The organism is Salinicola lusitanus (assembly GCF_003206045.1).
Taxonomy (GTDB): Bacteria; Pseudomonadota; Gammaproteobacteria; order Pseudomonadales; family Halomonadaceae; genus Salinicola; species Salinicola lusitanus.
Map to the genome: position 1 here is coordinate 111,912 of NZ_PZJM01000015.1, position 23,571 is coordinate 135,482.

Below are 23,571 nucleotides of genomic sequence, written 5' to 3' on the forward strand. Positions count from 1 at the left end.
GCGACGCTCGCTGCAAGCGCGTCCGGGGATGGCGTCATACCGGCCCACCGATGCCAAGACGAGGATCTCCTCGCCCACAAGAAAAGGCCCATGCTCGATACCCTTCGCCGCATCGTTCAGGAAGTCAATGGCGCTCGTAGCCTGGATGCCGCGCTGGCAACCATGGTGCGCCGAATCCGCAAGGCGATGCGCACCGACGTCTGCTCCATCTATCTGTTCGATCGCGAGCGCGATCGCCTGGTGCTGATGGATACGATCGGCCTGCGGACGCAGGCCGTGGGGGTCGTGACCCTGCGTCTGGGGGAGGGGCTGGTCGGGCTCGTCGGGCAGCGTGAAGAGGCGCTGAATCTGGAAGACGCGCCATCCCATCCGCAATTCCGCTATTTTGCGGAGACGGGGGAGGAGCGCTTCTCGAGCTTTCTCGGCGTGCCGATCATTCACCAGCGTCGAATGCTTGGGGTTCTGGTCGTCCAGCAGCAGGAGAAGCGCCGTTTCGACGAGGGTGACGAGGCGTTTCTGGTCACGATGGCGGCGCAATTGGCGGGTGTTCTGGCCCATGCGCTGGTGTCGGGCACGCTCAGTCGTCCCACGGGCCCGGACGGACAGGCGATGTTCTCGGGCGTGGCGGCTTCGCCGGGGATGGCGATCGGCGAGATCGTGGTGGTCGCCCCGCCTGCCGACCTGGATAGCGTGCCGGACCTGATCCCGACCGACCCGGATGCCGAGGTGGTCCGTCTCCATGCCGCGCTGGCCCATGTCCGCGAGGATATCCGCAAGGCGGGTGCCCGCCTGGCCAGCCGTATCTCCACCCAGGAACTCGCGCTCTTCGACGTCTACCAGCAGATGCTGGGAGACGCGGCGCTGGGCAACGAGGTGGAGAAGCGGATCCGGGAGGGCCAGTGGGCGCCGGGTGCGCTGGCCGATGTGGTGCGTCGGCACACGCAGTATCTGGAACGGGTCGACGACGGCTATCTGCGCGAACGGGCAGCGGATATCCGGGATCTGGGCCGTCGGGTGCTGGCCCACCTGCAGGAGGGCAACGAGCGCACTCCCTCGACCTATCCCGACAACGCCATTCTGGTCGGCGACGAGATCAGCGCGGCAACGCTGGGCGAACTGCCCAGGAAACGTCTGGCGGCGCTGGTCTCGATTCGGGGGTCCAGCAATTCCCATGTCGCCATCCTGGCCAGAGCCATGGGCATCCCCACGGTGCTGGGGATGGTCGACCTGCCGCTGCCCAGGATCAACGGAGCCAAGGCGATCCTCGATGGCCACCGGGGACGGCTCTTCGTGCGACCCGAGCCTCAGCTGGCCAAGCGCTACGAACGTCTGATCAAGGAAGAGCGAGCCTTGGCGGAGGTGCTCGAGCACGAGCAGCATCTGCCCAGCGAGACCTCCGACGGACACCCCATGCCGCTGCTGGTCAATACCGGGCTGGCGGTAGATGCCGTTGCCCAGCTCAAGCCACGTGTCAGCGGGGTGGGGCTCTATCGAACGGAAGTTCCGTTCATGATGAACGAGCGCTTCCCCAGCGAGCAGGAGCAGACCCGGCTCTATCACGAGCAACTGGCCAGCTTCGCCCCTCTGCCGGTGGTCATGCGCACGCTCGACATCGGCGGCGACAAGGATCTGCCCTATTTCCCGATCAACGAGGCCAATCCGTTTCTCGGCTGGCGCGGCATTCGCGTCACGTTGGATCATCCGGAAGTGCTGATGGTGCAGATGCGAGCGATGTTGATGGCGTCGCGAGAGCTGGACAATCTGCGCATCCTGCTGCCGATGATTACCAGCGTGGACGAGGTCGATACCGCGCTACGCCTGCTGGCGCGCGCGCGTGAAGAGCTTGCCGAGGAGGGGATCGAGGTCGCGTCGCCCAAGGTTGGCGTCATGATCGAGGTGCCCGCGACACTCTACCAACTGCCAGCCCTGGCGGAGCGGGTCGACTTCTTCTCGGTGGGAAGCAACGACCTGACCCAGTACCTGCTCGCGGTGGATCGCAACAACGCCCGCGTGTCCGGGCTCTACGATGCCTGCCATCCGGCGGTGCTCAACGCCCTCTCGCGCCTTGCCCAGGAGAGCCGGCAACTCGCCGTGCCCGCTTCCGTCTGCGGTGAGCTTGCCGGTGATCCCGCCGGTGCATTGCTGCTGATGGGCATGGGGTTCGATGCGTTGTCGATGAATGCGCCCAGCCTGCCACGGGTGCGAGCCGCGATCCGGCGGGTCGGCATCGGCGACGCTCGCGCGCTGGTGGCGGAAACGCTGTCGTTGCCGACCACGGCAGTGGTGAGGGCACACCTGCGTCAGCGGCTGACGGACTGGCAGATCGGCCATCTGCTGCCACCCCAGGACTAGCCCGTCGGCGGTGTCGTCAGCCGTGTCACGTCGCCGGCCGGGATGCCGTTCGCCGCGAATCGCTGCTCCTCCAGCGTCGTTGCCGTCGCCGAGACCGTGACCAGGGTCGTGGCTCGTGTCCCGTAATCCTGCCCCACGATGAAAGCAGCCGAGAGCACGCGCTCCAGGTCCCGGCCAACCCCGGTGTGGGGGAGTTCGGCGGGCGGTGCCTGATGCGTGTCGGCCATGGCCGAGCGCATGCCGACCCGCCAATCCGGCGTCGTCAGCGCCCGTCGCAGCGCGTCTCGTGCCTGAACGACCTTGGGCCAGGGCGTATCGAGGCTGGCATTGGACAAGCCGTGCAGGCCGGGGGGTACGAGCTGGAGACGAGTGTCCTGACGACTGTGATGCAGCGTCCACAGCTGCATCTCCGACATCACCAGCAGGTTGAACCCCGCGTAGGCCTTGGCGCCACCCGCTGCCAGCGTGTCCAGCCAGGTGGCCAGATCGTCGACCTCGAGAGCTCGACGCACGAGCTCGCCGCGACTGGGGCCGGCGGCTGGCGGGGAACTCCGCCCCTCCCTGACGTTGGTCAGGGCGGCCACCCTCGTGGGTGTCGCCGCCAGCCAGGTTCCCCCTCCCACCAGGTCACGACCGCCGGTCAGGTCGCTGTCGGGCCAGCGATGCAGCGCGTCGGCCGGGCGGGCGTGAAATTCGTCGCGATTGGCGGCGAGACGCAATCTCGTCGCGGCCTGCGGCTGCCAATCGAACACGATCAAGCACATGCGGCGACCTCCAGCGGGGGTGGGCGTAGGAGTGAGCGGTCGGGGTCCGCCATGACACGGCCCCGTCGGCAGCGTACCATAAGCGCGCTAGCGACCCGGGCGAGCTTTCCGCCGTTGCCTCGCGCTCTACAGGACCGTCACATGCTCATTGTCCCACTCTCCACCACCGCCACACCGGCGGCAGGGCCTGCTTTCCTTCCCTTTCCTCCATTCGTCAGGTGGGGAGGCACCCGATGCTGACGGCTATTGCGATCTATCTGCTGGTTGGCGCCGCGGCGGGCTTGATGGCGGGCGTGTTCGGGATCGGCGGGGGTATCGTCATCGTTCCTGCGCTGGTATTCACCTTTCTCGCCCAGGGTTTCGATCCGGCGGTGGTCGCCCATCTCGCCGTCGGAACCTCGCTGGCGACCATCGTGGTCACCGGCGCCTCCTCGGCCTGGGGACACTGGCGCCGGGGTGGCGTGCGTCAGGACTGGCTGCGGTTGATGATGCCGGGATTGCTGGTTGGCGGGATTCTCGGCGTACTGCTGGCCTCGGTACTGCCCGGTCATGCGCTGACGCGCCTGTTCGGGATCTTCGCGGTCGTGATGGCGCTGAAAATGCTGTTGACTCGCCCGCCCGCGACCCTGGGGCGGGAACCGCGGCGCTGGCCGATGGCCGTGGCCGGGGCCACGATCGGCGGCGTCTCGACGCTGTTCGGCGTTGGCGGCGGGGTAATGTCGGTGCCGTGGCTGTCGCGTTTCACCAGCCGCATGACGGAGGCGGTGGGCACCTCCTCGGCCATCGGCCTGCCAATCGCACTGATCGGTACCGCGACCAATGTCGTCGTGGGCTGGGGCGAGATGACCCTGCCGGCGGGGGCGACCGGCTATGTGATGTGGCCAGCGTTCCTTGGCTTGATGGTGACCAGCGTTCCGATGGCTCGAGTCGGCGTCAAGGTGGCCCATGCATTGCCTGCCAGGACGCTGCGACGTATCTTTGCCCTCCTGCTGATCGTGGTAGGGATCAAGCTGATGATCGGCTAAGGAAACACGGTACGACTGTCTGCCCGGGTGAAGTGGCTCATTGACGCGATGCTGGCGCGCGCCCGGTCAGAGACCCTGATATGTCGATCCTGCGCTCCGTGCGCCTTGCGACGGAGTGCCGCCCACTTCATCCTGCTCGTCAATGGATTCGGCGTTTCCCCTAACTCTTTCCTGGCCAAGGAGAATGCATGCTGGCTTATCCCGAGATCGACCCGATCGCCGTTTCGTTGGGCCCGCTCAAGGTACACTGGTACGGGCTGATGTATGTCGTCGGCTTCGTAGGGGCCTGGTGGCTGGGGCGTCTGCGTGCCGATCGCCTGGGGCTCAAGCGCGACGACATCGGTGACATGCTGTTCTACGGGGCGCTGGGAGTCGTGCTCGGCGGCCGTATCGGCTACGCGCTGTTCTATGGTCTCGACCGATTCGTGGATAACCCGTTGTGGATATTCCAGGTCTGGGACGGCGGCATGAGTTTCCATGGCGGGCTGCTGGGGGTGCTGCTGGCGGCATTGCTGTTCGCGCGCAAGCACGGTCTGGCGTTCTTCCAGCTCACGGATTTCATCGCACCGCTGGTGCCGATTGGCCTCGGGGCCGGTCGTATCGGGAATTTCATCAATCACGAATTGCCGGGGCGCGTGACGGATGTCCCCTGGGCACTGGTCTTCCCCGGCATGGGCGGCCAGGGACGCCATCCCTCGTCGCTCTACCAGTTCTTCCTCGAGGGTGTCGTCATGTTCGTCGTGCTGTGGATGGCCTCCCTGACCCCGCGACGGCGCGGCTTCATCTCGGGGCTATTTCTGGTCTGCTATGGCGCGTTTCGGTTTCTCTCGGAGTTCTTCCGTCGGCCCGATCCGCAATTGGGATTCATCGCCTTCGACTGGCTGACCATGGGGCAACTGCTGTCGCTGCCGATGGTCGTTGCGGGTATCGCGTTGATCGCCTGGTCGCGTCACAATGCGGTGGATGACGCTCGTCAGGGGCAGCCCGCGGCCTGAACGGGCGACGTCGAGTGAATGGCCGCTCGGACTCCGGCGGCCTCGAAATGGAAAGTGTTTCGACGGGTTCGTCGCACGCGATGAGCCCGTCACTGGAAAGGAGCGTGCCCATGCGGCCTTATCTCGACTTGATGCAGCGCGTGCTGGATAGCGGCGTCGAAAAAGCCGATCGGACCGGCGTCGGTACGCTTAGCGTCTTCGGTCATCAGATGCGCTTCGACCTGGCCGAGGGTTTTCCTCTGGTCACCACCAAGAAGCTGCATCTGCGTTCGATCATTCATGAGCTGCTGTGGTTTCTCCGTGGCGATACCAATGTTGCCTATCTCCACGAACACAACGTCTCGATCTGGGACGAGTGGGCGGATGCCAATGGCGATCTCGGTCCCGTCTACGGCTACCAGTGGCGAAGCTGGCCGACGCCCGACGGCGGTCATATCGACCAGATCGCCAGACTGGTCGAGCAGATACGCCGCAACCCGGACTCCCGCCGGCATATCGTCTCGGCATGGAACCCCGCCCTGGTCGACGAGATGGCGCTGCCGCCTTGCCACGCGCTGTTCCAGTTCTACGTCGCCAATGGCAAGTTGTCCTGCCAGCTCTATCAGCGCAGTGCCGATATCTTTCTGGGTGTGCCGTTCAACATCGCCAGCTATGCGCTGCTGACTCATATGGTTGCTCAGGTCTGCGGGCTCGCGCCCGGCGAGTTCGTGCATACCCTGGGCGACGCCCACCTCTACCTCAATCATCTCGATCAGGCCCGGCTGCAGCTTTCGCGTGAACCGCTGGCGTTGCCGACCCTGAAGCTCAACCCGGCGATCGACGACCTGTTCGCTTTCCGCTTCGAGGATATCGCCATCGAGGGATACGAGTCCCACGCTTCCATCAAGGCGCCCATTGCCGTATGAGTGACGTGACATCGACCGTGAAGCCGGAAACGCCGATCACCCTGATTGCGGCACTGTCCCGCAATCGCGTCATCGGCGTGAATAATCGGCTGCCCTGGTACCTGCCGGAGGATCTCAAGCGATTCAAGGCGCTGACGCTGGGCAAGCCCCTGGTCATGGGGCGCAAGACGTTCGAGTCGATTGGTCGGCCGCTGCCCGGGCGTCTGAATATCGTGATCACGCGCGACCGCCATTATCGTCGGGAGGGGACAAGAGTGTGTCACTCTCTGGACGAGGCGCTGCAACTTGCCGATCATCAAGCGGTGATCGACGACGCGGCCGAAATCGTGGTGATGGGTGGCGGGGAGATCTACCGGCAGGCGCTGCCCTTTGCCGACAGCCTCCAGCTTACCGAGGTGGATGTCGAGATCGATGGGGATGCATTCTTCCCCGACTTCCGGAGTGACGAGTGGCAGGAGGTCGAGCGTACGGTGATGTCGCCGCAGCCAGGTCAGCCGGATTATGCTTTCGTCCAATACCACCGGATGGCCAGTTCTGGCTGAGTCTCGGCAGGGCGTTGCAGCCAAGAGGGACCGCGTGCCAGTCGTCAGGATGAGCGACGGCATGCCCCGACGTTGATTGAGAGGACTTGAGAGGAGTTGTGCCGTGTTGACGGATCGAACACAGGCGCTCCTGGCTGCCATCGAGCACCAGGTCGAAGCGGGTCAGGCCGCTTTGGAAGCCGAGAAAGAGCGGTGCAAGGCCTTGGAGGCCGAGAATCGAGCCCTCAAGGAGCGTCTACTCGCGTTGGCCGAACTGGACCCGATGGTGGTCAAGGGCCAGGATCACAGCGAGGACCCCGATGGCGGCACGCGTGCACGCGGCCTGGGCAATCTGGCATTTCGACGGCCTCGGCCAAAACCGGATGGCGATGCCGGCACCGGAACGGCCCGTCACGGTCAGGTCTCTCCGCTGCAGCGCCTGACCTCTTCCCCCGCTCATGACAAGGGGGGCTCCGAGATCGCTCGGCCGCTGGCAGTCGAGCGCACCGAGCCGGAGCGCTCCGCGCCCCCGGAGGGGGAGGCCGACTCTTCATACACTCGAACCCGTCCCGAGGTTCCTCCCGACACCTCCACGCCCGTAGCGCCGTCCATCGCTGGCGAGTCGCCTCCCCAGAGTTCACTGGCGTTCGGCGCCGAGCATGAAGTGCCGTCGCCGCAGGCGCTGCTCGCCCAGTGGTACAAGCGCTACCCCAGGACCTTCTTCAAGGGGCATACGCGGCCGCTGAAGACTGGCATTCATCTCGATCTGTGCGAGCTCGAACCCTGGCCCGAGAAGCTGATTCGTCGGGCGTTGGCCTGCTACGTGCATCTGCCGCGCTACCTGAAATCGGTTCGTGAAGGCGCGAAACGCGTGGATCTGGTGGGAGAGGATAGCGAGGTGGTGACCGCCGAGGAGGCCAAGCACGCCAAGCGTCAGTTGGAAGCGTTACAGAAGAAGCAGAAAGCTCGCGAGACACAGGAGCGATCGGCAAAGCTGGATCGCAAGATCGGGGCTTTGCTGGCCAAGCATGGCCAGTCCCCGCAGGATTGACGAGTCGTGGCGAGGCCATTCGTGTCGACTTGAACTTTGGTATCGAAAGGCAGGTAAGAGGGGCCGGGGGAAGAATAATCGTGTCCGATTCCTTGCCTGGAGGGGCGTGTCATGAGAGTGTCATGCCCCGTGGCTAGGCTGCCGGCAGCCGGTTTGTGCCGTCGACGCCATGAATCCCGGTTGCGACGAGAAGCGCAACCGGTGAGAAAAGCAGGGAACGAAAACAGTGTTTTTTTCTTGTTGCGTTCCTCCAACGTCCGGTATAAGGTTTCCGGGCGAGCATTGGACAATAACAAGGCTTCTAAGTTCCGCAGCCGTCATTCGTTCGCGTGACGAAGCTGGTTGAAGGTGCTGAAGCCGACTGCATCTGCAGACACGATCGAACAGTAAGCTAGTTAAGGAACCTATCGCGATGAAAAAGACGCTCTTAGCGACTGCTATTGCTGGTGCCCTGGGCGCCTCCGCCGCTGCCCAGGCAGCGACTGTCTACAACCAGGACGGCACGCAGCTCGACATCTACGGCAACATCCAGATCGCCTACAAGTCCATCGAGACTGGTAGCTATGAAGGTGGTCGCATCACTGGCGCCGACTCCGAAGACGAGCTGTTCGACAACGGCTCGACCGTCGGTTTCTCCGGTCAGCATATCATCAACCCGGGCCTGACCGGTTACTTCAAGGCCGAGTTCGAGCACAATGCCGACGAAGAGAAGATCGGCAACGGTCTTGGCAACGGCGACCAGGCCTACCTGGGTCTGAAAGGCAACTTCGGTGACGCACGCCTGGGTTCCTGGGATCCGCTGATCGACGACTGGGTCCAGGATCCGATCTCCAACAACGAATACTTCGACAACACCGACTCCACTCGTGATCTGGGCGGCCTCTACGGTTACAACACCGCAGAGAATGTCGATCGTGAAGGCGACAAGTTCCAGTACATGTCTCCGGTCTGGGCTGGCCTGCAGTTCGCCATCGGTACGCAGTACAAAGGCGATGCTGAAGATGACTTCGACGTTGCTGGTTACACCAACAACAACGGCTCGAACGCCTCCTTCTTCGGTGGTCTGAAGTACGCCGTTGGCGCGTTCTCCGTCGCGGCTGTCTACGATGACCTGAACAACTACAAGCTGCAGAACGACGCTACTGGCGAGTATTCCGAAGCCAAGGCGTACGGCTTGACTGCTCAGTACACCATCGACACCCTGCGTCTGGCAGCCAAGGTCGAAAACACCGACATGAAGGTCGACGGCGAAGACGGCGACATCATGCGTTACGCTATCGGCGCTCGCTACGGCTACGCGCTGTCCGACAACTTCGCTGGTGACCTCTACGGTTCTTACCAGTACGTCGATGCCGACAAAGAAGTTGCTCTGGCCACCAACCGCGGTGCGATCAACTCCAGCGGCGACTACGCTGGCGATGATCACTTCAACGAGTTCATCCTCGGCGCGACTTACAACATCTCTCCGGCGATGTACACCTTCGTCGAAGGCGCGATGTACGGTCGTAGCCACGATGTCGGCGACGGTGTTGCCGTCGGTGCTGTCTACAGCTTCTAAGCTGACCCCGATGTGTGCGGTGACCGTCTGACGTCGCTGCGCTATCGAACGAAGCCGGCCCCTCCTGGGGGCCGGCTTTTTTTATGCTCGATCGCGACGGGCCGCGAGCGCCGCCTATCCGGTCGGCGAGCGCCATTCACCGCTTTCCGCTACCGGTTCTCCTTCGTCTAGATGTCATTAGGATGACAGGCTGGTAATCTCTTGTTGAGTGGACGTTCAAAAACCATCGAGCGTCACGCCGTCGTAACAGGTCTGTCGTATAACAACGTTTTCCACGCCTCTTCATGACGAAGCCGGGAAGTGGATCGACAAACAACAGGAGACCTTCGATGACCCTTTCCCGTCGTCGTTTCTTGCAGGGTGCCGCGGCTGTCGGCGCCGCCGCTTCGGTACCGTTCTACATCAATCGTGCCGTGGCCCAGGATCAGGTTCTGCGCATCTACGCCTGGGCCGGTTACTTCACCGACGAGATGCTGTCGGATTTCACCGCCAAGACCGGTATCAAGGCGACCTTCACGCCTTATGGCACTAACGATGAACTGATGAACTCGCTGCGGGCCACCGACGGCTCTGGCTTCGACGTCATCATGCCGACGGTGGATCGGGTGCCCGGTTATCTGGATTATCAGTTGATCCAGCCGCTGGATACGTCGCGTATTCACTGGGACGGCTGCCTGGATACCGCCATGAAGGGGTCGGAAGTCGGTGGCGTGATCGATGACAAGCGCTACTTCGCGCCTTCCGACTGGGGCACCGAGGCGATCGCCTATAACACCCGCTATACCGACATCGACCGTTCCAAGCTCAGCTACGGAGATCTCTGGAATCCCGACATCGGCGAGGGGGTCACGGTCCGTGCGCACTCGGCGCTGATCGGCATCGGCCTGTGGCTCGAATCCCAGGGCAAGCTGCCGCGCCCGTTGCTGGATTCGTTCAAGACCGAAGAGGCGATGCGCGCCAACTTCGACGTCATCCTGGCCGAAGCCGTCAAGCACAAGGACATGGTGATCCAGTTCTGGTCCACCGAGAACGAGGCCCAGGGCGCGTTCCGCACCAATGGCGCCCTGATTGGCCAGACCTGGGACAGCACCGCGTTTCGACTCCAGGGCGAGGGCGAGCCCATCGCCTATGGGGCGCCCAAGGAAGGGGCGCTTGCCTGGATGGAAGGTTTCGTCATTCCCCAGAACGCGCAAAATGTCGACGCAGTCTACGAACTGATCAACTGGTATTACACTCCGGAAGCGGGGGCGATGTTCGTCAAGTCCACGGGCTACAACTCGACCGCCGTCGGCGCCGAGGAGCTGTTGCCGGAAGCGACGCGTCAATTCTTCAAGGATTCCTACACGCAACAGGATCTGGACAACCTGTGGTGGTGGCCGGTGCAGGACCCCTGGTACGTCGCGTTGCGTAACGAGTATCAGGATCGATACCTGTCGGCGTGAGCGTCGTTTTTGGCAAGCCCCGTGCTGGCGGGCACGGGGCTTGCCGCAATTCGGCGGTTTCCCGGCTCGGTTATTACGCCAAGCTCTGTCTGAAAAGTCGACGAGCGACAGCCAGGGCTAGGCGCTGTCTGAAAAGTCGACGAGCAAAGGCCAGACAAGGCAAAAATCGATGAAAGAGCGCAGTTTACGCGGTGTAAATGAGCATCTTGAGCCGATTTTTAACGCCGTATGGGCGAGCGCAGGCAGTTTTCAGACAGTGCCTAGGCCCGTTCCCGACGTGCCAACGCACTACCCACATCCCTGTGGGTCGCACGGCAGAAATCGGCGAAAAACGGACCGCGCCGACGTCCCGGTCTACACGGGATGAATGGGCATTTTGACGGGATCGCCGAGCTCGGGCTTGCGCACCAGCCGATTTTCAACGCCGTGTGGTTGAGCGCAGGCATTTTTCAGACAATGGGTAAGAGGACGTCATGGACGGTCGCGTAAACTTGAGCCAAGTCGCGATGCGATTCGGCGATTTCACGGCGATTCAGCCGACCTCCCTGGAGATAGCGTCGGGCGAATTCTTCAGTTTTCTTGGCCCTTCCGGCTGTGGCAAGACCACACTTCTGAACATGATCAGCGGATTCCTCACGCCCAGTGAAGGTTTGGTCGCCATTGGCGGTGTGGACATGACGCGAGTGCCGGTCAACCGCCGGCCCACCGCAATGATCTTTCAGAATCTGGCGCTTTTTCCGCTGATGAGCGTCTATCGGAACATCGAATTCGGGCTGGAAGTCCGTGGCGTCGATCGCAAGAAGCGCCGGGAAAAAGCTGACGAATTGCTGGACCTGGTGGCACTGGGCGGTAGTGGTGACAAGCCGGTCGCGGAGCTGTCCGGAGGCCAGAAGCAGCGGATCGCGATCGCCCGTGCGCTGGCCGTGGAGCCCCGAGTGCTGCTGCTGGACGAACCGCTCTCCGCCCTGGATCTCAAGTTGCGCCAGCACATGCGCACCGAGCTCAAGGCGATTCAGCGCAAGACGGGCATCACCTTCATCTATATTACCCACGATCAGGGCGAGGCACTGACCATGTCCGATCGGGTTGCGGTGATGTGTGATGGCCGTATCCAGCAGGTCGCCGATCCGATGACACTGTACCGACAACCCCGGACCGATTTCGTGGCCGGCTTCGTGGGCGAGAACAATCGTTTTCCGGGGCGTGTCACGGCCGTGGATGGCGGGATGGTGACGTTGGATGCGGGGCTGCCCGCACCGTTGCGCGGAGCCGCCGCCTCGCCGCTCGAGCCCGGCGACGAGGCCACGCTCTATGTGCGGCCGGAGCAGTGGCGGGTCGGTAGCGCCAGCGATTCTTCGCTACCGTTCGGCGGCGTGATCCAGGCGGAGCACTTCGAAGGCGCCTGGTTGACGCTCGAGATCGCGCTGGAGCAGGGGAGGACGGTACGGGCGCACGTGCCGCAGGCGCTGGAGAGCGACGGCGTCGAATCTTCGTTCAAGGTGGGCAGCGCCTGCCGCCTGGATTACTCGCCGCGTGGGACCCTGGTCCTGCCGGGCGTCGAGCGCGGGCAGTCGGATGAGGAGGGCGCCGATGTGGCGGCAACTGCATAACCGCTTCGGACTGCCATTGACCATGGCGATCGTCTCGCTGATGGGGATCTGGCTGATCGTGATGGTGCTGCTGCCACAGTGGCAGATGATCGATTACTCGTTTCATCCGGCGCTGCTGCCGGCCGAACGCGGCGGGGCTAAGGATGTCTGGTCGCTGACCAACTACGCCACCTTCTTCCGCAACGAGATCCATCTCGCGATCTTCTTCAAGACGATATGGTCCAGCGTCCTGGTGACCACACTGACCCTGATCGTCAGCTACCCGCTGGCCTACTATCTGGCCAAGGTGGCGACACCGGGTCAGGCGGCCCTCTGCCTGCTGCTGTTGATCATTCCGTTCTGGATCAACGAGATTCTGCGCACCTTTGCCTGGTACATCATCTTTGCGTTTCGGGGGCCGCTCAACGAACTGTTGCTGGCGGTGGGGCTGATCGATCGGCCGATCCGTTTTCTCAATGGCGACACTGGCGTCCTGGTCGGCATGGTCTATGCCTACATTCTGTTCATGGTCTTCCCGCTCTATAACGCCATCGAGAGCCTCGATACCAACCAGATTCGAGCCGCACGGGATCTCGGTGCCGGCTGGGGGCGCACTCACCGGCGTATCGTGATCCCTCACGCCAAGCCGGGGATCGCCACCGGATGCATCATGACGTTCATGCTGGCCGCGGGCAGTTACGCGGTACCGGCGCTGCTGGGGTCACCGGGGAGCCGCTGGTTCACGCAGATCATCTACAACTGGTTCTTCGAGGGTGGCGACTGGAACCAGGGGGCGGCCTATGCGTTCCTGCTGCTGGTGCTGTGCATCGTCTTCGTCACCGTCATCATGCGGATCTTCAAGGTCGGTCTCGGCGATATCGCCAAATAGGAACGGTACTGAATGAGCTCTTCGCGATTCTTCTCCTGGGCGCTCAAGGCCTATCTGGCGATCTTCTTCGCCTACCTCTTCCTGCCGCTGTTGATCATGGCGGCTGCGACGTTCAACGAGAGCCGCTTCCCCACCGTCACACCCTGGACCGGAACGACCCTGCGCTGGTTCTCGGCCCTGTGGGCCGACGGGGGCATGTGGGATTCGTTGGCCAACAGCCTGCTGGTCGCCGTGGGGGTGCTGTGTCTGGCCCTGCCCATCGGCGTGGCCAGCGCACTGTTCCTGACCACGGTGGAGGGTCGTGGCAAGTCCTTCATCTATGCGCTTATCCTGTCGCCACTGCTGACGCCGGGCGTGATCATCGGTATCTCGACGCTGATCTTCTGGCGTGACTGGGGGGTGAATGGGGGCATCGCATTGACCATCATTGCCCAGAGCGCCTTCATCGCGGCTTATGTCATGCTGATGGTGGCGGCCAGGCTGCAGCGCTTCGATCGCACGCTCGAGCGCGCGGCGATGGATCTCGGGGCCAGCCAGTGGCAGGTGTTCCGCCGCATCCTGCTGCCGTACCTCAGGCCGGCCATCCTGTCGGCGGCGGTCCTGGCATTTCTCCAGTCGCTGGAGAACTACAACACCACGCTCTTCGTGGCCGGCTACGACACCACGCTGACCGTCTACATCGCCTCCAAGGTGCGTACCGGCCTGACCCCGGCGGTCAATGCGCTGGCGCTGGTGATGATCCTGTTCACGGTGGGGCTGGCGGTAATCTACGAACTCAAGCGACGTCGCGAGGCCGCCAGGCGAATTGCCTGAGGCGGCTCGCGCGGTGCAAGCCGCTTACTGTCGGGTCAATCTGACCAGTCGATGGCGCAGCTCCGGGTCGAACAGGGCCCGACTGCGCATCTGCGTTAGTCGCAACGACTCGTCGTAGAACAGTCTTTCGTTCTCGACGCGCAGCCAACCCTGCTGTTCGAGCGTCTCCAGCATGCCGCTGAAAAGTCGCTTATCGAAGAACTCCGGTGCGTTGAGCCCCGACAGCAGTGTCAGGCGCTCGGCCAACTGACGGCTGTGCTCCTCGAGCGCCTGGCGGGTCAATTCGCCGCTGGGGTAGCGCAACAGCGACGCCAGCAACAGGTAGGCGCGCTCCAGGGTGGGTTGCACCGGCTGCCCCAGCAGCCTCAGGTGCTCACTGGATTCGAGGTGACCGGGCTGTCGGCGCCAGCCGTTGTCGGTGACCTGCAGCAGGCCCTCCTCGGTCAGTACGGCGAGCGTGGCCTTCAGACGCTCGCGGGGATCGACGGGGGGAGCGAAATAGAGCTCATTGGCCAGCAGCGGCCAGGCCGGCGACAGTAGCGCATCGAGATCGTCCAGCGTGAAGGCCGCGTTATTGCGAAAGGCGAACGCCACCAGCCCCAGGTGCATGAACAGGTGCAAGACGTTGTTGCGATACCAGGTCAAAAGCGTCGCTTGTTCCGGGCGGGCGGTGACCAGTTCGCCCAGGGCCTGTGGCTGTCGTGTCACGAAACCCAGACTCGCCACGTGCTCGATCCAGTCGGCCGGTTCGCCTGCCGGCAGTTGGCAGTGCCGGCTACCCGGCAGGCTGCGCTGCAGCCTGACCAGCAGGCCGATGTGATGGGCCAGAAGATCGGACTCGATGGTGTGATGGGGCGTCGCCAGCAGGGTCATGGCGACCAGCGAGACGGCATTCAGGCTGGCAGCGTCGTTGATTCGCCGGGCCAGCGTTTTCCCCAGTAGCGGTACCGCGCGATTCAACCAAGCCGGACGCGCCGAAACCGAATCGTCCTGCCAGTCCGGAACGGTCTCGTTCAGGAAGTCCGTCAGCGACAGCGGTTCGCCAACGCTGACGGTGACCCGGCCGTGGGGCTCGCGCAGATGCTTCAGCACGCGGAGCAGGTCGAGGGGCGACTCCTTCTTTTTCTGGCCGCCACGCAGCTCGCGGAGATAGCTGTTGCTCTCCAGGACCCGCTCGTAACCGACGTGGACCGGCACGAAGGCGACGTCCCGGATGGCGTCGCGAGCGAACGAGCGCAGCGTCATGGCCAGCATGCCGGGGCGGGGCGACAGCATTCTCCCGGTGCGCGAGCGGCCGCCTTCGATGAAATACTCCACCGGGTGACCGCGCGCGATCAGGCGGTGCAGGTATTCGTTGAAGACCGCGGCGTAGAGCCGGTTGTCCTTGAAACTCCGGCGCAGAAAGAAGGCGCCCCCACGGCGCAGCAGCGCGCCGATCACCGGCATGTCCAGATTGCGACCGGCGGCGATATGGGGCGGCATCAGCCCTTCCCGATAGAGCACGTAGGAGAGCAGCAGGTAATCGATATGACTGCGGTGGCAGGGGACGTAGATCAGTGTCCGCTCGCCGGCTATCGCCTTGACCGCGTCCAGTCCGTACACGTCGACGCCCTCGTAGAGCCGGTTCCACAGTCGCTTGAGCAACTCGTAGAGGAAGCGCATGACCGGATAGGACATGTTGGAAGCGATCTCGCGGGCGTAGCGCTCGGCCCGCCGCCGCTCTCGGGCCGGGGTGCTGCCGTCGGCCGTGACGGATTCCTGAATGGCCTCCCGCACCGGACGACTGTCGACCACCCCGCGCATCAGCGTCCGGTGGTGGGAGATATCCGGGCCCAGCACACGTGCGCGAATGCGCCTGAAGTGGACCCGCAGCACGCGGGCCACCTTGCGTTGGGTCAAGCTGACCTCAGGGTCGTCGATCAGCGGTCGCAGTCGGATCGGCTCGCCGAAGTGCGCTTCCAGATGGCGGCCGTTGACGATCACCGACAGCAGGCGCCGGAGTCGCCCGCTCCAGGCCCAGTCGTCGGCGACCAGCATCTTCCAGAAGCCGAAATCCTTGCCCGGTGCGCGACTCCAGAAGACGCTCACCGGCACCAGTTGCGCGTCCAGTGTGGTGTCGGCCTCGAGCGCATCCAGCAGATGCTGCAGGTGAGTCGAGTGCTGGCCCTGGATCGCGCCTCGGCTGCTTCGCAGACGGGGCAGCGCAAAGCAGCCGGGGAGCGAGACGTGGCCGAATTGATGCCTCTGGCTGGCATCGGGGAGATCGAGGTCACGGCACAGCCGGTCGATGGCGATCTCGTCGGTCAAGGCGGGGCGGGCAATCACGTAGAGCGTGGGGCACGTGGCGTCTAGCCGGAATGACTCCGGCTCGACCAGACGAAAGGCGAGCCAGCGATCGAGCAGACGGCTGGCCAGACGGTGCCACAGCCGTTGAAGTCCCATGGATGCCTGCATCGACGCCATTTCCCCCGCAAATCCACGAGTATAGCGATATCGCCGCGGCGCAGCGACGACAGGATCGGCAGGCTTTCCCTGAAACGCCAAACGTGCGTCAATCGGCAGCGACCAGGGAGGCGCGGTTCATGCAAGCGACATGGAAGGATGGCAATCGATTCGAACTGCTGCCGGAAGGCAAGCGCTTCTGGCCGGCCATGCGGGAAGCCATCGAGGGCGCCCGCCACCGCTTGTGGGTCGAGCTCTACTTGATGGAATCGGGAACGCTGGCAGACCGCTTCATCGAGCTGCTGGTCGCGGCAGTGGCCCGCGGTGTCGAGGTCAAGCTGATGCTCGACGGCGTGGGAAGCATGGGGTTGTCGCGCAGCGATCGGCAGCGGTTGCGCGAAGGCGGCGTCGAGCTGCGGTTCTTCAACCCGCTGTCGGTGACGCGGCTGGGCGGCAATCTGATGCGCGATCATCGCAAGCTGGTGATCGTCGACGGCGGCACCGCCTTCACCGGCGGGTTCGGGATCGTCGACGAGTTCATCGACGCCTGGTACGAGGTCGCGGTGCGCATCCAGGGGCCGGTCGTCGAAGACTGGATGCGGCTGTTCGTCCACGTCTGGGACTCGCCGTTGACCCGGGGGGAGGGGGCCAGAACGCGCCTGGCATCGTCTCTGCAGGCCCTGCCGCCGCCCGCGCCGTCGGCCGACGGCATGCGCGGCCGAGCCATCTGGGGTCGAGGGCATCGCTATCAGGCCATTCGTGTCTCGCTGCAGAGCCGGATCGGCACCTCCCGCCGCCGGCTATGGCTGTGCACCCCGTACTTCGTGCCGACGCTCAGTCTTCGCCGCGCGCTGGCACGCGCGGCGCGGCGCGGTATCGATGTGCGCCTGCTGCTGGCCGGTGGCCATCACGACCATCCCGGTGTTCGTTACGCCGGTCAGCGATTCTACGGCCGGCTGCTCAAGGCGGGGGTCAAGATTTACGAGTTTCAGCCCAATTTCATTCATGCCAAGTTCAGCGTGATCGACGATTGGGTTTCGCTGGGCTCGTGCAATTTCGACCACTGGAGCCTCCAGTGGAATCTCGAAGCCAATCAGGAGATCGACGACGCGGCGTTTGCCACCGAAGTGGCTCGGCTCTTCGAGCGCAACTTCGCTACCAGCCGGCGCATCGATGCCGCGAGCTGGGCGCAGCGCCCATGGTGGCAGCGGGCGAGAGAGTGGCTGTTCGGAACGCTCAACGCCTGGGTGACGCGTCTCAAGTAGGCCTCGACGAATTCAGCGCTTGCCGCCGCGCTTGCCGCTTCCGGCACGCTTCTTCGTGGCACTGCCCTTGCCTTTCGGCGGCTCCGGCGGGACCCGGAAATGCAGGTAGAGATCGAGCGTCAGCTCGGCCAGTTGCCCGGCAAGGGCGGAAAACTGCGCTTCGTCGGCCACCAGCTCCGCCATTTCGGGCTCATCGTCGAACAGCCCGGACAGCGCCATGAACGGCAGCAGCAGGGCGGCGACATGGGCTTCGTCCTGGGAGAACCATGCCGCCTCGTCCACGAACACGCCTTGCATGAAGCCCGCGCACCAGTCCTCGATGGCGGCGACCATCTCTCCGTCCTCGTCCAGTTCCGTATCGAAAGGCAGTTCGATCCGGTGGCCACGCTCCATGATGCTGCCGGCGTTGGTCTTGAGCGCTTCGAGCAGGCCCCGGATCTCGTCGCGCTCGGTGGCATCCGCGAACGGCGGTTCGCCCTCGAACAGCTCGGCGAGCCAGACGTCCGGGGGGATCTGGCCGGGAGAGACCGCCAGCGCGACCAGATAGCCGTGCGCGCCGATCAGATCGGGCGCTTCCTCGCCGAGGTGTTCGGAGGCCAGGTAATCGTCGAGCCTGGCCAGGGCGTCATCGTCCAAGGGCGACTGGCTGTCGATGGCGTCATCCTGGGCTTCGGGCATGTCACTCTCCGGGACGTGATGGCGTTGGCGGGCTGGACGCCCGTGACTGTCGTCGGCATTCTATCACCCCATGACGAATCTGCGTTCCTCCTCTCCCGCCCCGGCACTCGGGGAAAGCGATGCCCAGGCGCTGGATGCGCTCGACCCGGCCGCGCTCGAAAGACGGCTCTTGTGCCAAGCGGATGCGGCCTGGCAACTGGCGCGGGAGGTACACCCGGCGCTGCCCCGGCCGCGGATCTGGTTCGATCTGCGCGGACGCAGCGCTGGGCAGGCCCACTACCAGCGTGGCGGGCTGCGCTTCAACCGGACACTGCTGCAGGAGAATCGGCAGGCTTTCATCGACGAGATCGTGCCTCATGAGATGGCCCACTGGCTGGTGTTCCATCTCGAGGAGGGGAGGCAGGCCCGCCCCCACGGACACGAGTGGAAGACGGTGATGCGAAACCTGTACGGTCTGGCGCCAGTCGTCACCCATCGCTTCGACGTGGCGCTTGCCAGTCCCGCGCCCTATCTCTATCGCTGCCGTTGCGAGACAGTGCACCGTTTTACCGGTCGTCGCCATTCTCAGGTACTGAAGGGCAGCCGCTATCGCTGCCGTCACTGCCGGGCGCCGCTGCGCTTTGCCCACCGGGAAACCCCCGAGTAGCGCGTCCGCTGTCCGGGCTGACGCGAACCCCCTCCGCCAATCTCTCCTCCATCGCCGCGCCGACGGGATGGCGCGATAGTGCAAGTTGATCGAAACTCGGTGCTACGAAGGTCTAATAGGGGGTGGCCGGTGCCGCCGTTATATGCTGACTGACCGCGCAGGCGAGGGTCTATCACATTGAGTCGACTAGGCTTTCATCGTCGAATGGGTTCGAACGAAGGGGGATTGGAGCATGAGCGAACAGCAGCGCATATATCCTGTCGATGAGCGCTTGGCAGCCGATGCCTGGATCGATCGCGATCGTTACCAGAAGCTCTATCGCCAGTCGGTGGAAGACCCCGAGGGGTTCTGGCGGGAACAGGCCGACAGCCTGAGCTGGAGCAAGAAGCCTGCCACCATCAAGAATACGTCGTTCGCCTCCGATAACGTCGATATCCGCTGGTTCGAGGATGGCGAGCTCAATGTCGCCCATAACTGCCTCGATCGACATCTGGACTCCCGCGGCGATCAGCCGGCGATCATCTGGGAAGGCGACGACCCCGAAGATCACAAGACCATCTCCTATCGTGAGCTGCATCAGCGCGTGTCGCAGCTCGCCAATGGCCTCAAGTCCCTGGGCGTCAAAAAGGGCGACACGGTCACGCTGTACATGCCGATGGTACCGGAAGCGGCCATGGCGATGCTGGCGTGTGCCCGGATCGGTGCGGTGCATTCGGTGGTGTTCGGCGGGTTCTCCCCGGATGCCTTGGCGGGACGTATCGTCGACTCCCAGTCTCGCGTCGTGATCACCGCCGACGAGTCGGTACGCGGTGGCAAGCAGGTGCCGCTCAAGGACAACGTCGACGCGGCGTTGACCCGGGAAGGCACCGATGTGGTCGAGTCGGTGCTGGTCGTCCGGCGCACCGGCGGTGACATCCAGTGGCACGAGGGCCGCGACCGTTGGTTCGACGATGTCGTCGATCAGCAACCCACCGATTGCCCCGCCGAGACGATGAACGCCGAGGACCCGCTGTTCATCCTCTACACCTCGGGCTCGACGGGAACGCCAAAAGGGTTGAAGCACACCTCAGGCGGTTATCTTCTCTATGCCGCACTGACCCATCGCACGGTCTTCGATTACCACGAGGGCGAGGTCTACTGGTGCGCCGCCGATGTCGGCTGGATCACGGGGCACAGCTATATCGTCTATGGACCGCTGGCCAACGGTGCCACCACGCTGATGTTCGAGGGCGTGCCGACGTATCCGTCCCATGGGCGAATCGGCCAGATCGTGGACAAGCACAATGTCTCGATCCTCTACACGTCGCCGACGGCGATTCGTTCGCTGATGGCGCATGGCGAGCACATCATGGACGACAGTCGGCGCGACTCGCTGCGGATCCTCGGCTCGGTCGGGGAGCCGATCAATCCGGAGGCCTGGGACTGGTTCTATCGTGTCGTCGGCAACTCTCGTTGCCCGATCATGGACACCTGGTGGCAGACCGAGACCGGCGGCCACATGATCACGCCGATGCCGGGCGCGACCGACCTCAAGCCGGGGTGCGCGACCAAGCCGTTCTTCGGCGTTCAGCCGGCACTGGTCGACAACGATGGCAAGCGTCTGGAAGGCGCCACCGATGGCAATCTGGTGATTCTCGACTCCTGGCCCGGACAGGCCCGCTCGATCTGGAACAACCACGACCGCTTCGTGCAGACCTACTTCTCTACCTACGAAGGCGTCTACTTCACCGGTGATGGCTGCCGTCGCGACGAGGATGGCGACTACTGGATCACCGGGCGCATCGACGACGTCCTGAATGTGTCCGGCCACCGCATGGGTACGGCGGAGATCGAGTCTTCCCTGGTCGCGCACCAGGATGTGGCGGAGGCGGCCGTGGTCGGTTACCCGCACGACATCAAGGGCCAGGGCATCTACGTCTACGTCACGCTCAATGACGACGTCGAGCCCAGCGACGAATTGAAGCAGGAGCTCAAGCAGTGGGTGCGCAAGGATATTGGCCCCATCGCCACCCCTGACGTGATCCAGTGGGCACCGGGGCTACCGAAGACCCGTTCCGGCAAGATCATGCGTCGCATCCTGCGCAAGATCGCCGCGAACGAGTGCGACGGTCTGGGCGACACCTCGACACTGGCCGATCCGGGGGTCGTGGAAGATCTGATCGAACATCGTCATGTTCGCACCTGAAACGATCTGCCCGGGATTAGAGGCGCGTGGCTTTTTCGATCGGCAAGGTAACAACTATATGACTAGTTGATATGAGCCATGATAGCTTATTTTGACTGATGATTATCGTTCGGTCGTCTTGAAAGAGGCTTTCCTCACGGTGCTTTTGCTGCCACTCCTGAGGGAGGGAAGCGCGCCAGCTTTCCGAGACGACCGAACTTTTTTTAGCCGCTCGGCACGTTCCCACCTACGGATTATCGCGGGATTTTTTCCGCGTTGATTTGAGGCTTGGGATTCCACGATCGCATGGGGTAACATGCCGTTAATCGATAGTTGGATTATTTTGTCCAGATGGCGATAGTGAACCGGCTATCTCGCCACATATCTCGACAGCGCCGGAGGAGAATCAATGGCTTTTGCCCAGAAATTCATCGTTGCCGATGACCACCCACTCTTCCGGGCGGCGCTCAATCAGGCATTGCGTCAGGTGTCGCCGCAAGCGGAAATCGTCGAGGCGGATACCATGGAAGCGACGACGGAGGTCGTCACCCGCCACCCCGATGCCGATCTGATCCTGCTTGACCTGCACATGCCCGGCGCTCACGGGTTTTCAGGGCTGATCCAGCTTCGCGGGCAGATGCCGGATATTCCGGTGACCGTGGTATCGGGCAGTGAAGAGGTGGATGTCGTTCGTCGCGCCATCGACTACGGTGCCTCGGGTTTCATTCCCAAGTCCGCTTCGCTGGACACCATTGCCGAAGCCATTGGCGAAGTGCTCAAGGGGGAAGTCTGGTTGCCCCCGGAACTGGCCGATGCCATGGGGGAGGGGAGCGAGGAAGATGCCCGCTTCGCCGAGGCGATCGCGTCACTGACGCCGCAGCAGTTTCGGGTGCTCAACATGTTGACGGAAGGTCTGCTCAACAAGCAGATCGCCTACGAGCTCAACGTGTCGGAGGCGACCATCAAGGCACACGTGACCGCGATATTGCGCAAGTTGGGGGTGCACTCTCGAACTCAGGCCGTCATCGCCGCCCAGAAGTTGGAGATCGAACCACCCAAGGTGACCGACAACTGAGACCCTTGTCTTCTGGGGTTTTTCGAGGCCGTCGCATCCCCCGGGATCGGCGGCTTTATTGTTTCAGAGTTTCAGAGCGAATTCCCCGTGCCTGGGCTAGCGGGCGTGGGATGCATTGAATGGCAAGTCGCTATCGCCGCGAGTCCCGTGTCGCCATCTTCGATCGAGGCTCGTGATCGTTCGGCGGGGACCGCCCTGGCCCGATGGAGTGCCTGTCCCATCAGCAGCAGTTCGATGCTCGCGAACAGCAGCAGACTGTAGCCGGTCAGCTCCGTTATCTCTTCCGCCGCATCCTTGACGATCCGTAGATAGTGCTCGCCCATCAAGGCGTGCCACAGTTCGCTACGCCCGTAGAGACGCGAAAATACGTAGGTGGTCAGGAAACCACCCGCGAACAGCCCAAAGCCCAGACTGTTGCTGACTTGCGCGAACTCCTCGAGAAAGTCGCGGCGAGCCCGGATCGTGGCGAAGATCGCCGGCAGCCCGACCAGTGCAACCAGACACTCCCATGCCCCATCGAAAACGTAGGTATCCAGCCACAGGTCGTTTTCGCGAATCAGCGACACCGTGAAGAAAGCCCCCATCAGCAGGCTGATCGAGCGCAGCACCCGGTAGCGATAACGTAGAAATCCCATCACGATGGCGCAGATCAGCAGCAGCAGCGCCTGGGTCAGTTCGGTCAGTGACGTCTCGCTGAAGTCGGGGGCTCCAGCATGCCTGGCATCGATCATCAGCACCGCTTGCATGAGCCCCGCGAGAAGGATGATGTAAGCGCCCGCTCTTGCAGAAACGGCGCCAAAGGAGAACCTGGTCATATTCCATGTCTGCCAGAAATTGATAGCCGGCTAAGAATATCAGGCTTAAGTTTCTTAAGGAACGGGCTGACCTTCTTTTTTTAAGCTTTTCTTAATCTTTTGGGGCGAGTCCCACCCCCAGATCGGCCGCTTCGATGCCTGTGATGGCGGCCTTCTCGTCATTCTCGGAGCTGTCCCCGCTGACGCCGACCGCGCCGATGACGCGCTCCTGCGGGTCGAGAATCAGCACGCCCCCGGCAACGGGAATGAACTCCCCCTGGGATGCCGCCGCAACGGCCGAGAGGAACGCCGGGCGCGACTCGTTGCGCTGACCGATGGTTCCGCTGGAAACACCGTAGCCCAGCGCCGCCCTGGCTTTGCCATGCGCTACCGCCAGGCGCAGCGTGGCGCAGCCGTCGGCTCTGTCGCAGCTCAGCGGGTGTCCGCTGGTATCCATCACCGTTACGGTGATGGGGTTCATCGCCTCTGACGCGGCATAGGCCAGAGCGGCGTCAATGATGCGACGAGCCTGGGTCAGCGACAGGGTCTGGTGAGTCGGGTAGACGTTACGCATTCCATCGTTCTCCTTTTTCTGTTTTGTAT

General features: G+C 63.3%; 20 protein-coding genes. 15 read left to right on the top strand and 5 right to left on the bottom strand.

Going from position 1 to position 23,571, the window contains the following annotated elements:
• The first annotated feature begins 90 nt into the window (after positions 1 to 90).
• Complete coding sequence (gene ptsP, locus DOM45_RS18715) at positions 91 to 2,352, top strand: phosphoenolpyruvate--protein phosphotransferase (protein ID WP_110603034.1); 2,262 nt, start codon at positions 91 to 93, stop codon at positions 2,350 to 2,352.
• On the opposite strand, the gene DOM45_RS18720 is transcribed toward ptsP, so the two are convergent.
• Entirely contained in the window at positions 2,349 to 3,116 is a 768-nt protein-coding gene (locus DOM45_RS18720) for an NRDE family protein (RefSeq protein ID WP_110603036.1), read from the bottom strand. The genes ptsP and DOM45_RS18720 overlap by 4 nt on opposite strands.
• A gap of 233 nt (positions 3,117 to 3,349) precedes the next feature.
• Between DOM45_RS18720 and DOM45_RS18725 the strand changes: the two genes are divergently transcribed.
• From DOM45_RS18725 to DOM45_RS18770, 10 genes are all read left to right on the top strand, one after another.
• Positions 3,350 to 4,141 carry a sulfite exporter TauE/SafE family protein gene (locus tag DOM45_RS18725; RefSeq protein WP_342588733.1) on the top strand — a complete coding sequence of 264 codons (792 nt, stop codon included), beginning with the start codon at positions 3,350 to 3,352 and terminating at the stop codon, positions 4,139 to 4,141.
• Positions 4,142 to 4,329: 188 nt separating this feature from the next.
• A complete protein-coding gene (gene lgt, locus DOM45_RS18730) occupies positions 4,330 to 5,136 on the top strand; it encodes a prolipoprotein diacylglyceryl transferase (protein ID WP_110603038.1) in 807 nt (268 codons plus the stop codon).
• Positions 5,137 to 5,246: 110 nt separating this feature from the next.
• Positions 5,247 to 6,041, top strand: a complete 795-nt coding sequence (locus DOM45_RS18735) for a thymidylate synthase (protein ID WP_110603039.1) — start codon at positions 5,247 to 5,249, stop codon at positions 6,039 to 6,041.
• Positions 6,038 to 6,583 carry a dihydrofolate reductase gene (locus DOM45_RS18740; RefSeq protein ID WP_110603041.1) on the top strand — a complete coding sequence of 182 codons (546 nt, stop codon included), beginning with the start codon at positions 6,038 to 6,040 and terminating at the stop codon, positions 6,581 to 6,583. The genes DOM45_RS18735 and DOM45_RS18740 overlap by 4 nt, the downstream gene beginning before the upstream one ends.
• A gap of 103 nt (positions 6,584 to 6,686) precedes the next feature.
• Entirely contained in the window at positions 6,687 to 7,613 is a 927-nt protein-coding gene (locus DOM45_RS18745; protein ID WP_240612469.1) for a ProQ/FINO family protein, read from the top strand.
• Positions 7,614 to 8,025: 412 nt separating this feature from the next.
• On the top strand, positions 8,026 to 9,171 hold the full coding sequence (locus tag DOM45_RS18750) for a porin (protein ID WP_110603043.1): 1,146 nt from the start codon (positions 8,026 to 8,028) through the stop codon (positions 9,169 to 9,171).
• Between the two features lie 329 nt (positions 9,172 to 9,500).
• Positions 9,501 to 10,613: an extracellular solute-binding protein gene (locus tag DOM45_RS18755; RefSeq protein WP_110603045.1), complete on the top strand. Its 1,113-nt coding sequence runs from the start codon at positions 9,501 to 9,503 to the stop codon at positions 10,611 to 10,613.
• A 473-nt stretch (positions 10,614 to 11,086) separates the two neighbouring features.
• Positions 11,087 to 12,223: an ABC transporter ATP-binding protein gene (locus DOM45_RS18760; RefSeq protein ID WP_110603047.1), complete on the top strand. Its 1,137-nt coding sequence runs from the start codon at positions 11,087 to 11,089 to the stop codon at positions 12,221 to 12,223.
• Positions 12,204 to 13,091: an ABC transporter permease gene (locus DOM45_RS18765; RefSeq protein WP_110603049.1), complete on the top strand. Its 888-nt coding sequence runs from the start codon at positions 12,204 to 12,206 to the stop codon at positions 13,089 to 13,091. The genes DOM45_RS18760 and DOM45_RS18765 overlap by 20 nt, the downstream gene beginning before the upstream one ends.
• Before the next feature lie 12 nt (positions 13,092 to 13,103).
• Positions 13,104 to 13,904 carry an ABC transporter permease gene (locus tag DOM45_RS18770; protein ID WP_110603050.1) on the top strand — a complete coding sequence of 267 codons (801 nt, stop codon included), beginning with the start codon at positions 13,104 to 13,106 and terminating at the stop codon, positions 13,902 to 13,904.
• Between the two features lie 24 nt (positions 13,905 to 13,928).
• On the opposite strand, the gene plsB is transcribed toward DOM45_RS18770, so the two are convergent.
• On the bottom strand, positions 13,929 to 16,358 hold the full coding sequence (gene plsB / locus DOM45_RS18775; protein WP_240612470.1) for a glycerol-3-phosphate 1-O-acyltransferase PlsB: 2,430 nt from the start codon (positions 16,356 to 16,358) through the stop codon (positions 13,929 to 13,931).
• Between the two features lie 128 nt (positions 16,359 to 16,486).
• Here plsB and DOM45_RS18780 point away from each other — a divergent pair, with 128 nt between their 5' ends.
• Complete coding sequence (locus DOM45_RS18780) at positions 16,487 to 17,611, top strand: phospholipase D-like domain-containing protein (RefSeq protein WP_110603052.1); 1,125 nt, start codon at positions 16,487 to 16,489, stop codon at positions 17,609 to 17,611.
• A 12-nt stretch (positions 17,612 to 17,623) separates the two neighbouring features.
• Here the strand turns inward: DOM45_RS18780 and DOM45_RS18785 are convergent, their stop codons facing one another.
• The gene (locus DOM45_RS18785) at positions 17,624 to 18,289 is read right to left on the bottom strand and encodes a YecA/YgfB family protein (RefSeq protein ID WP_110603054.1); all 666 of its coding nucleotides are present in this window, start codon (positions 18,287 to 18,289) and stop codon (positions 17,624 to 17,626) included.
• 70 nt (positions 18,290 to 18,359) lie between these two features.
• Between DOM45_RS18785 and DOM45_RS18790 the strand changes: the two genes are divergently transcribed.
• From DOM45_RS18790 to DOM45_RS18800, 3 genes are all read left to right on the top strand, one after another.
• The gene (locus tag DOM45_RS18790) at positions 18,360 to 18,935 is read left to right on the top strand and encodes a SprT family zinc-dependent metalloprotease (protein WP_110603055.1); all 576 of its coding nucleotides are present in this window, start codon (positions 18,360 to 18,362) and stop codon (positions 18,933 to 18,935) included.
• Positions 18,936 to 19,167: 232 nt separating this feature from the next.
• Positions 19,168 to 21,120, top strand: a complete 1,953-nt coding sequence (gene acs / locus DOM45_RS18795) for an acetate--CoA ligase (RefSeq protein WP_110603057.1) — start codon at positions 19,168 to 19,170, stop codon at positions 21,118 to 21,120.
• Between the two features lie 388 nt (positions 21,121 to 21,508).
• Complete coding sequence (locus DOM45_RS18800) at positions 21,509 to 22,174, top strand: response regulator (protein ID WP_110603058.1); 666 nt, start codon at positions 21,509 to 21,511, stop codon at positions 22,172 to 22,174.
• Positions 22,175 to 22,245: 71 nt separating this feature from the next.
• Here DOM45_RS18800 and DOM45_RS18805 read toward each other — a convergent pair whose 3' ends face one another.
• Both DOM45_RS18805 and DOM45_RS18810 read right to left on the bottom strand, forming a co-directional pair.
• Complete coding sequence (locus DOM45_RS18805) at positions 22,246 to 22,920, bottom strand: hypothetical protein (protein WP_205909510.1); 675 nt, start codon at positions 22,918 to 22,920, stop codon at positions 22,246 to 22,248.
• A 160-nt stretch (positions 22,921 to 23,080) separates the two neighbouring features.
• Complete coding sequence (locus DOM45_RS18810; protein WP_110603060.1) at positions 23,081 to 23,542, bottom strand: GlcG/HbpS family heme-binding protein; 462 nt, start codon at positions 23,540 to 23,542, stop codon at positions 23,081 to 23,083.
• Positions 23,543 to 23,571 lie beyond the last annotated feature (29 nt).

What these genes read in the sequence shown, in the direction of transcription:
- ptsP (WP_110603034.1), top strand. Translation starts at nt 91, where the DNA reads ATGCTCGATACCCTTCGCCGCATCGTTCAGGAAGTCAATGGCGCTCGT.
- DOM45_RS18720 (WP_110603036.1), bottom strand. Translation starts at nt 3,116, where the DNA reads ATGTGCTTGATCGTGTTCGATTGGCAGCCGCAGGCCGCGACGAGATTG.
- DOM45_RS18725 (WP_342588733.1), top strand. Translation starts at nt 3,350, where the DNA reads ATGCTGACGGCTATTGCGATCTATCTGCTGGTTGGCGCCGCGGCGGGC.
- lgt (WP_110603038.1), top strand. Translation starts at nt 4,330, where the DNA reads ATGCTGGCTTATCCCGAGATCGACCCGATCGCCGTTTCGTTGGGCCCG.
- DOM45_RS18735 (WP_110603039.1), top strand. Translation starts at nt 5,247, where the DNA reads ATGCGGCCTTATCTCGACTTGATGCAGCGCGTGCTGGATAGCGGCGTC.
- DOM45_RS18740 (WP_110603041.1), top strand. Translation starts at nt 6,038, where the DNA reads ATGAGTGACGTGACATCGACCGTGAAGCCGGAAACGCCGATCACCCTG.
- DOM45_RS18750 (WP_110603043.1), top strand. Translation starts at nt 8,026, where the DNA reads ATGAAAAAGACGCTCTTAGCGACTGCTATTGCTGGTGCCCTGGGCGCC.
- DOM45_RS18755 (WP_110603045.1), top strand. Translation starts at nt 9,501, where the DNA reads ATGACCCTTTCCCGTCGTCGTTTCTTGCAGGGTGCCGCGGCTGTCGGC.
- DOM45_RS18760 (WP_110603047.1), top strand. Translation starts at nt 11,087, where the DNA reads ATGGACGGTCGCGTAAACTTGAGCCAAGTCGCGATGCGATTCGGCGAT.
- DOM45_RS18765 (WP_110603049.1), top strand. Translation starts at nt 12,204, where the DNA reads ATGTGGCGGCAACTGCATAACCGCTTCGGACTGCCATTGACCATGGCG.
- DOM45_RS18770 (WP_110603050.1), top strand. Translation starts at nt 13,104, where the DNA reads ATGAGCTCTTCGCGATTCTTCTCCTGGGCGCTCAAGGCCTATCTGGCG.
- plsB (WP_240612470.1), bottom strand. Translation starts at nt 16,358, where the DNA reads ATGCAGGCATCCATGGGACTTCAACGGCTGTGGCACCGTCTGGCCAGC.
- DOM45_RS18780 (WP_110603052.1), top strand. Translation starts at nt 16,487, where the DNA reads ATGCAAGCGACATGGAAGGATGGCAATCGATTCGAACTGCTGCCGGAA.
- DOM45_RS18785 (WP_110603054.1), bottom strand. Translation starts at nt 18,289, where the DNA reads ATGCCCGAAGCCCAGGATGACGCCATCGACAGCCAGTCGCCCTTGGAC.
- DOM45_RS18790 (WP_110603055.1), top strand. Translation starts at nt 18,360, where the DNA reads ATGACGAATCTGCGTTCCTCCTCTCCCGCCCCGGCACTCGGGGAAAGC.
- acs (WP_110603057.1), top strand. Translation starts at nt 19,168, where the DNA reads ATGAGCGAACAGCAGCGCATATATCCTGTCGATGAGCGCTTGGCAGCC.
- DOM45_RS18800 (WP_110603058.1), top strand. Translation starts at nt 21,509, where the DNA reads ATGGCTTTTGCCCAGAAATTCATCGTTGCCGATGACCACCCACTCTTC.
- DOM45_RS18805 (WP_205909510.1), bottom strand. Translation starts at nt 22,920, where the DNA reads ATGCAAGCGGTGCTGATGATCGATGCCAGGCATGCTGGAGCCCCCGAC.
- DOM45_RS18810 (WP_110603060.1), bottom strand. Translation starts at nt 23,542, where the DNA reads ATGCGTAACGTCTACCCGACTCACCAGACCCTGTCGCTGACCCAGGCT.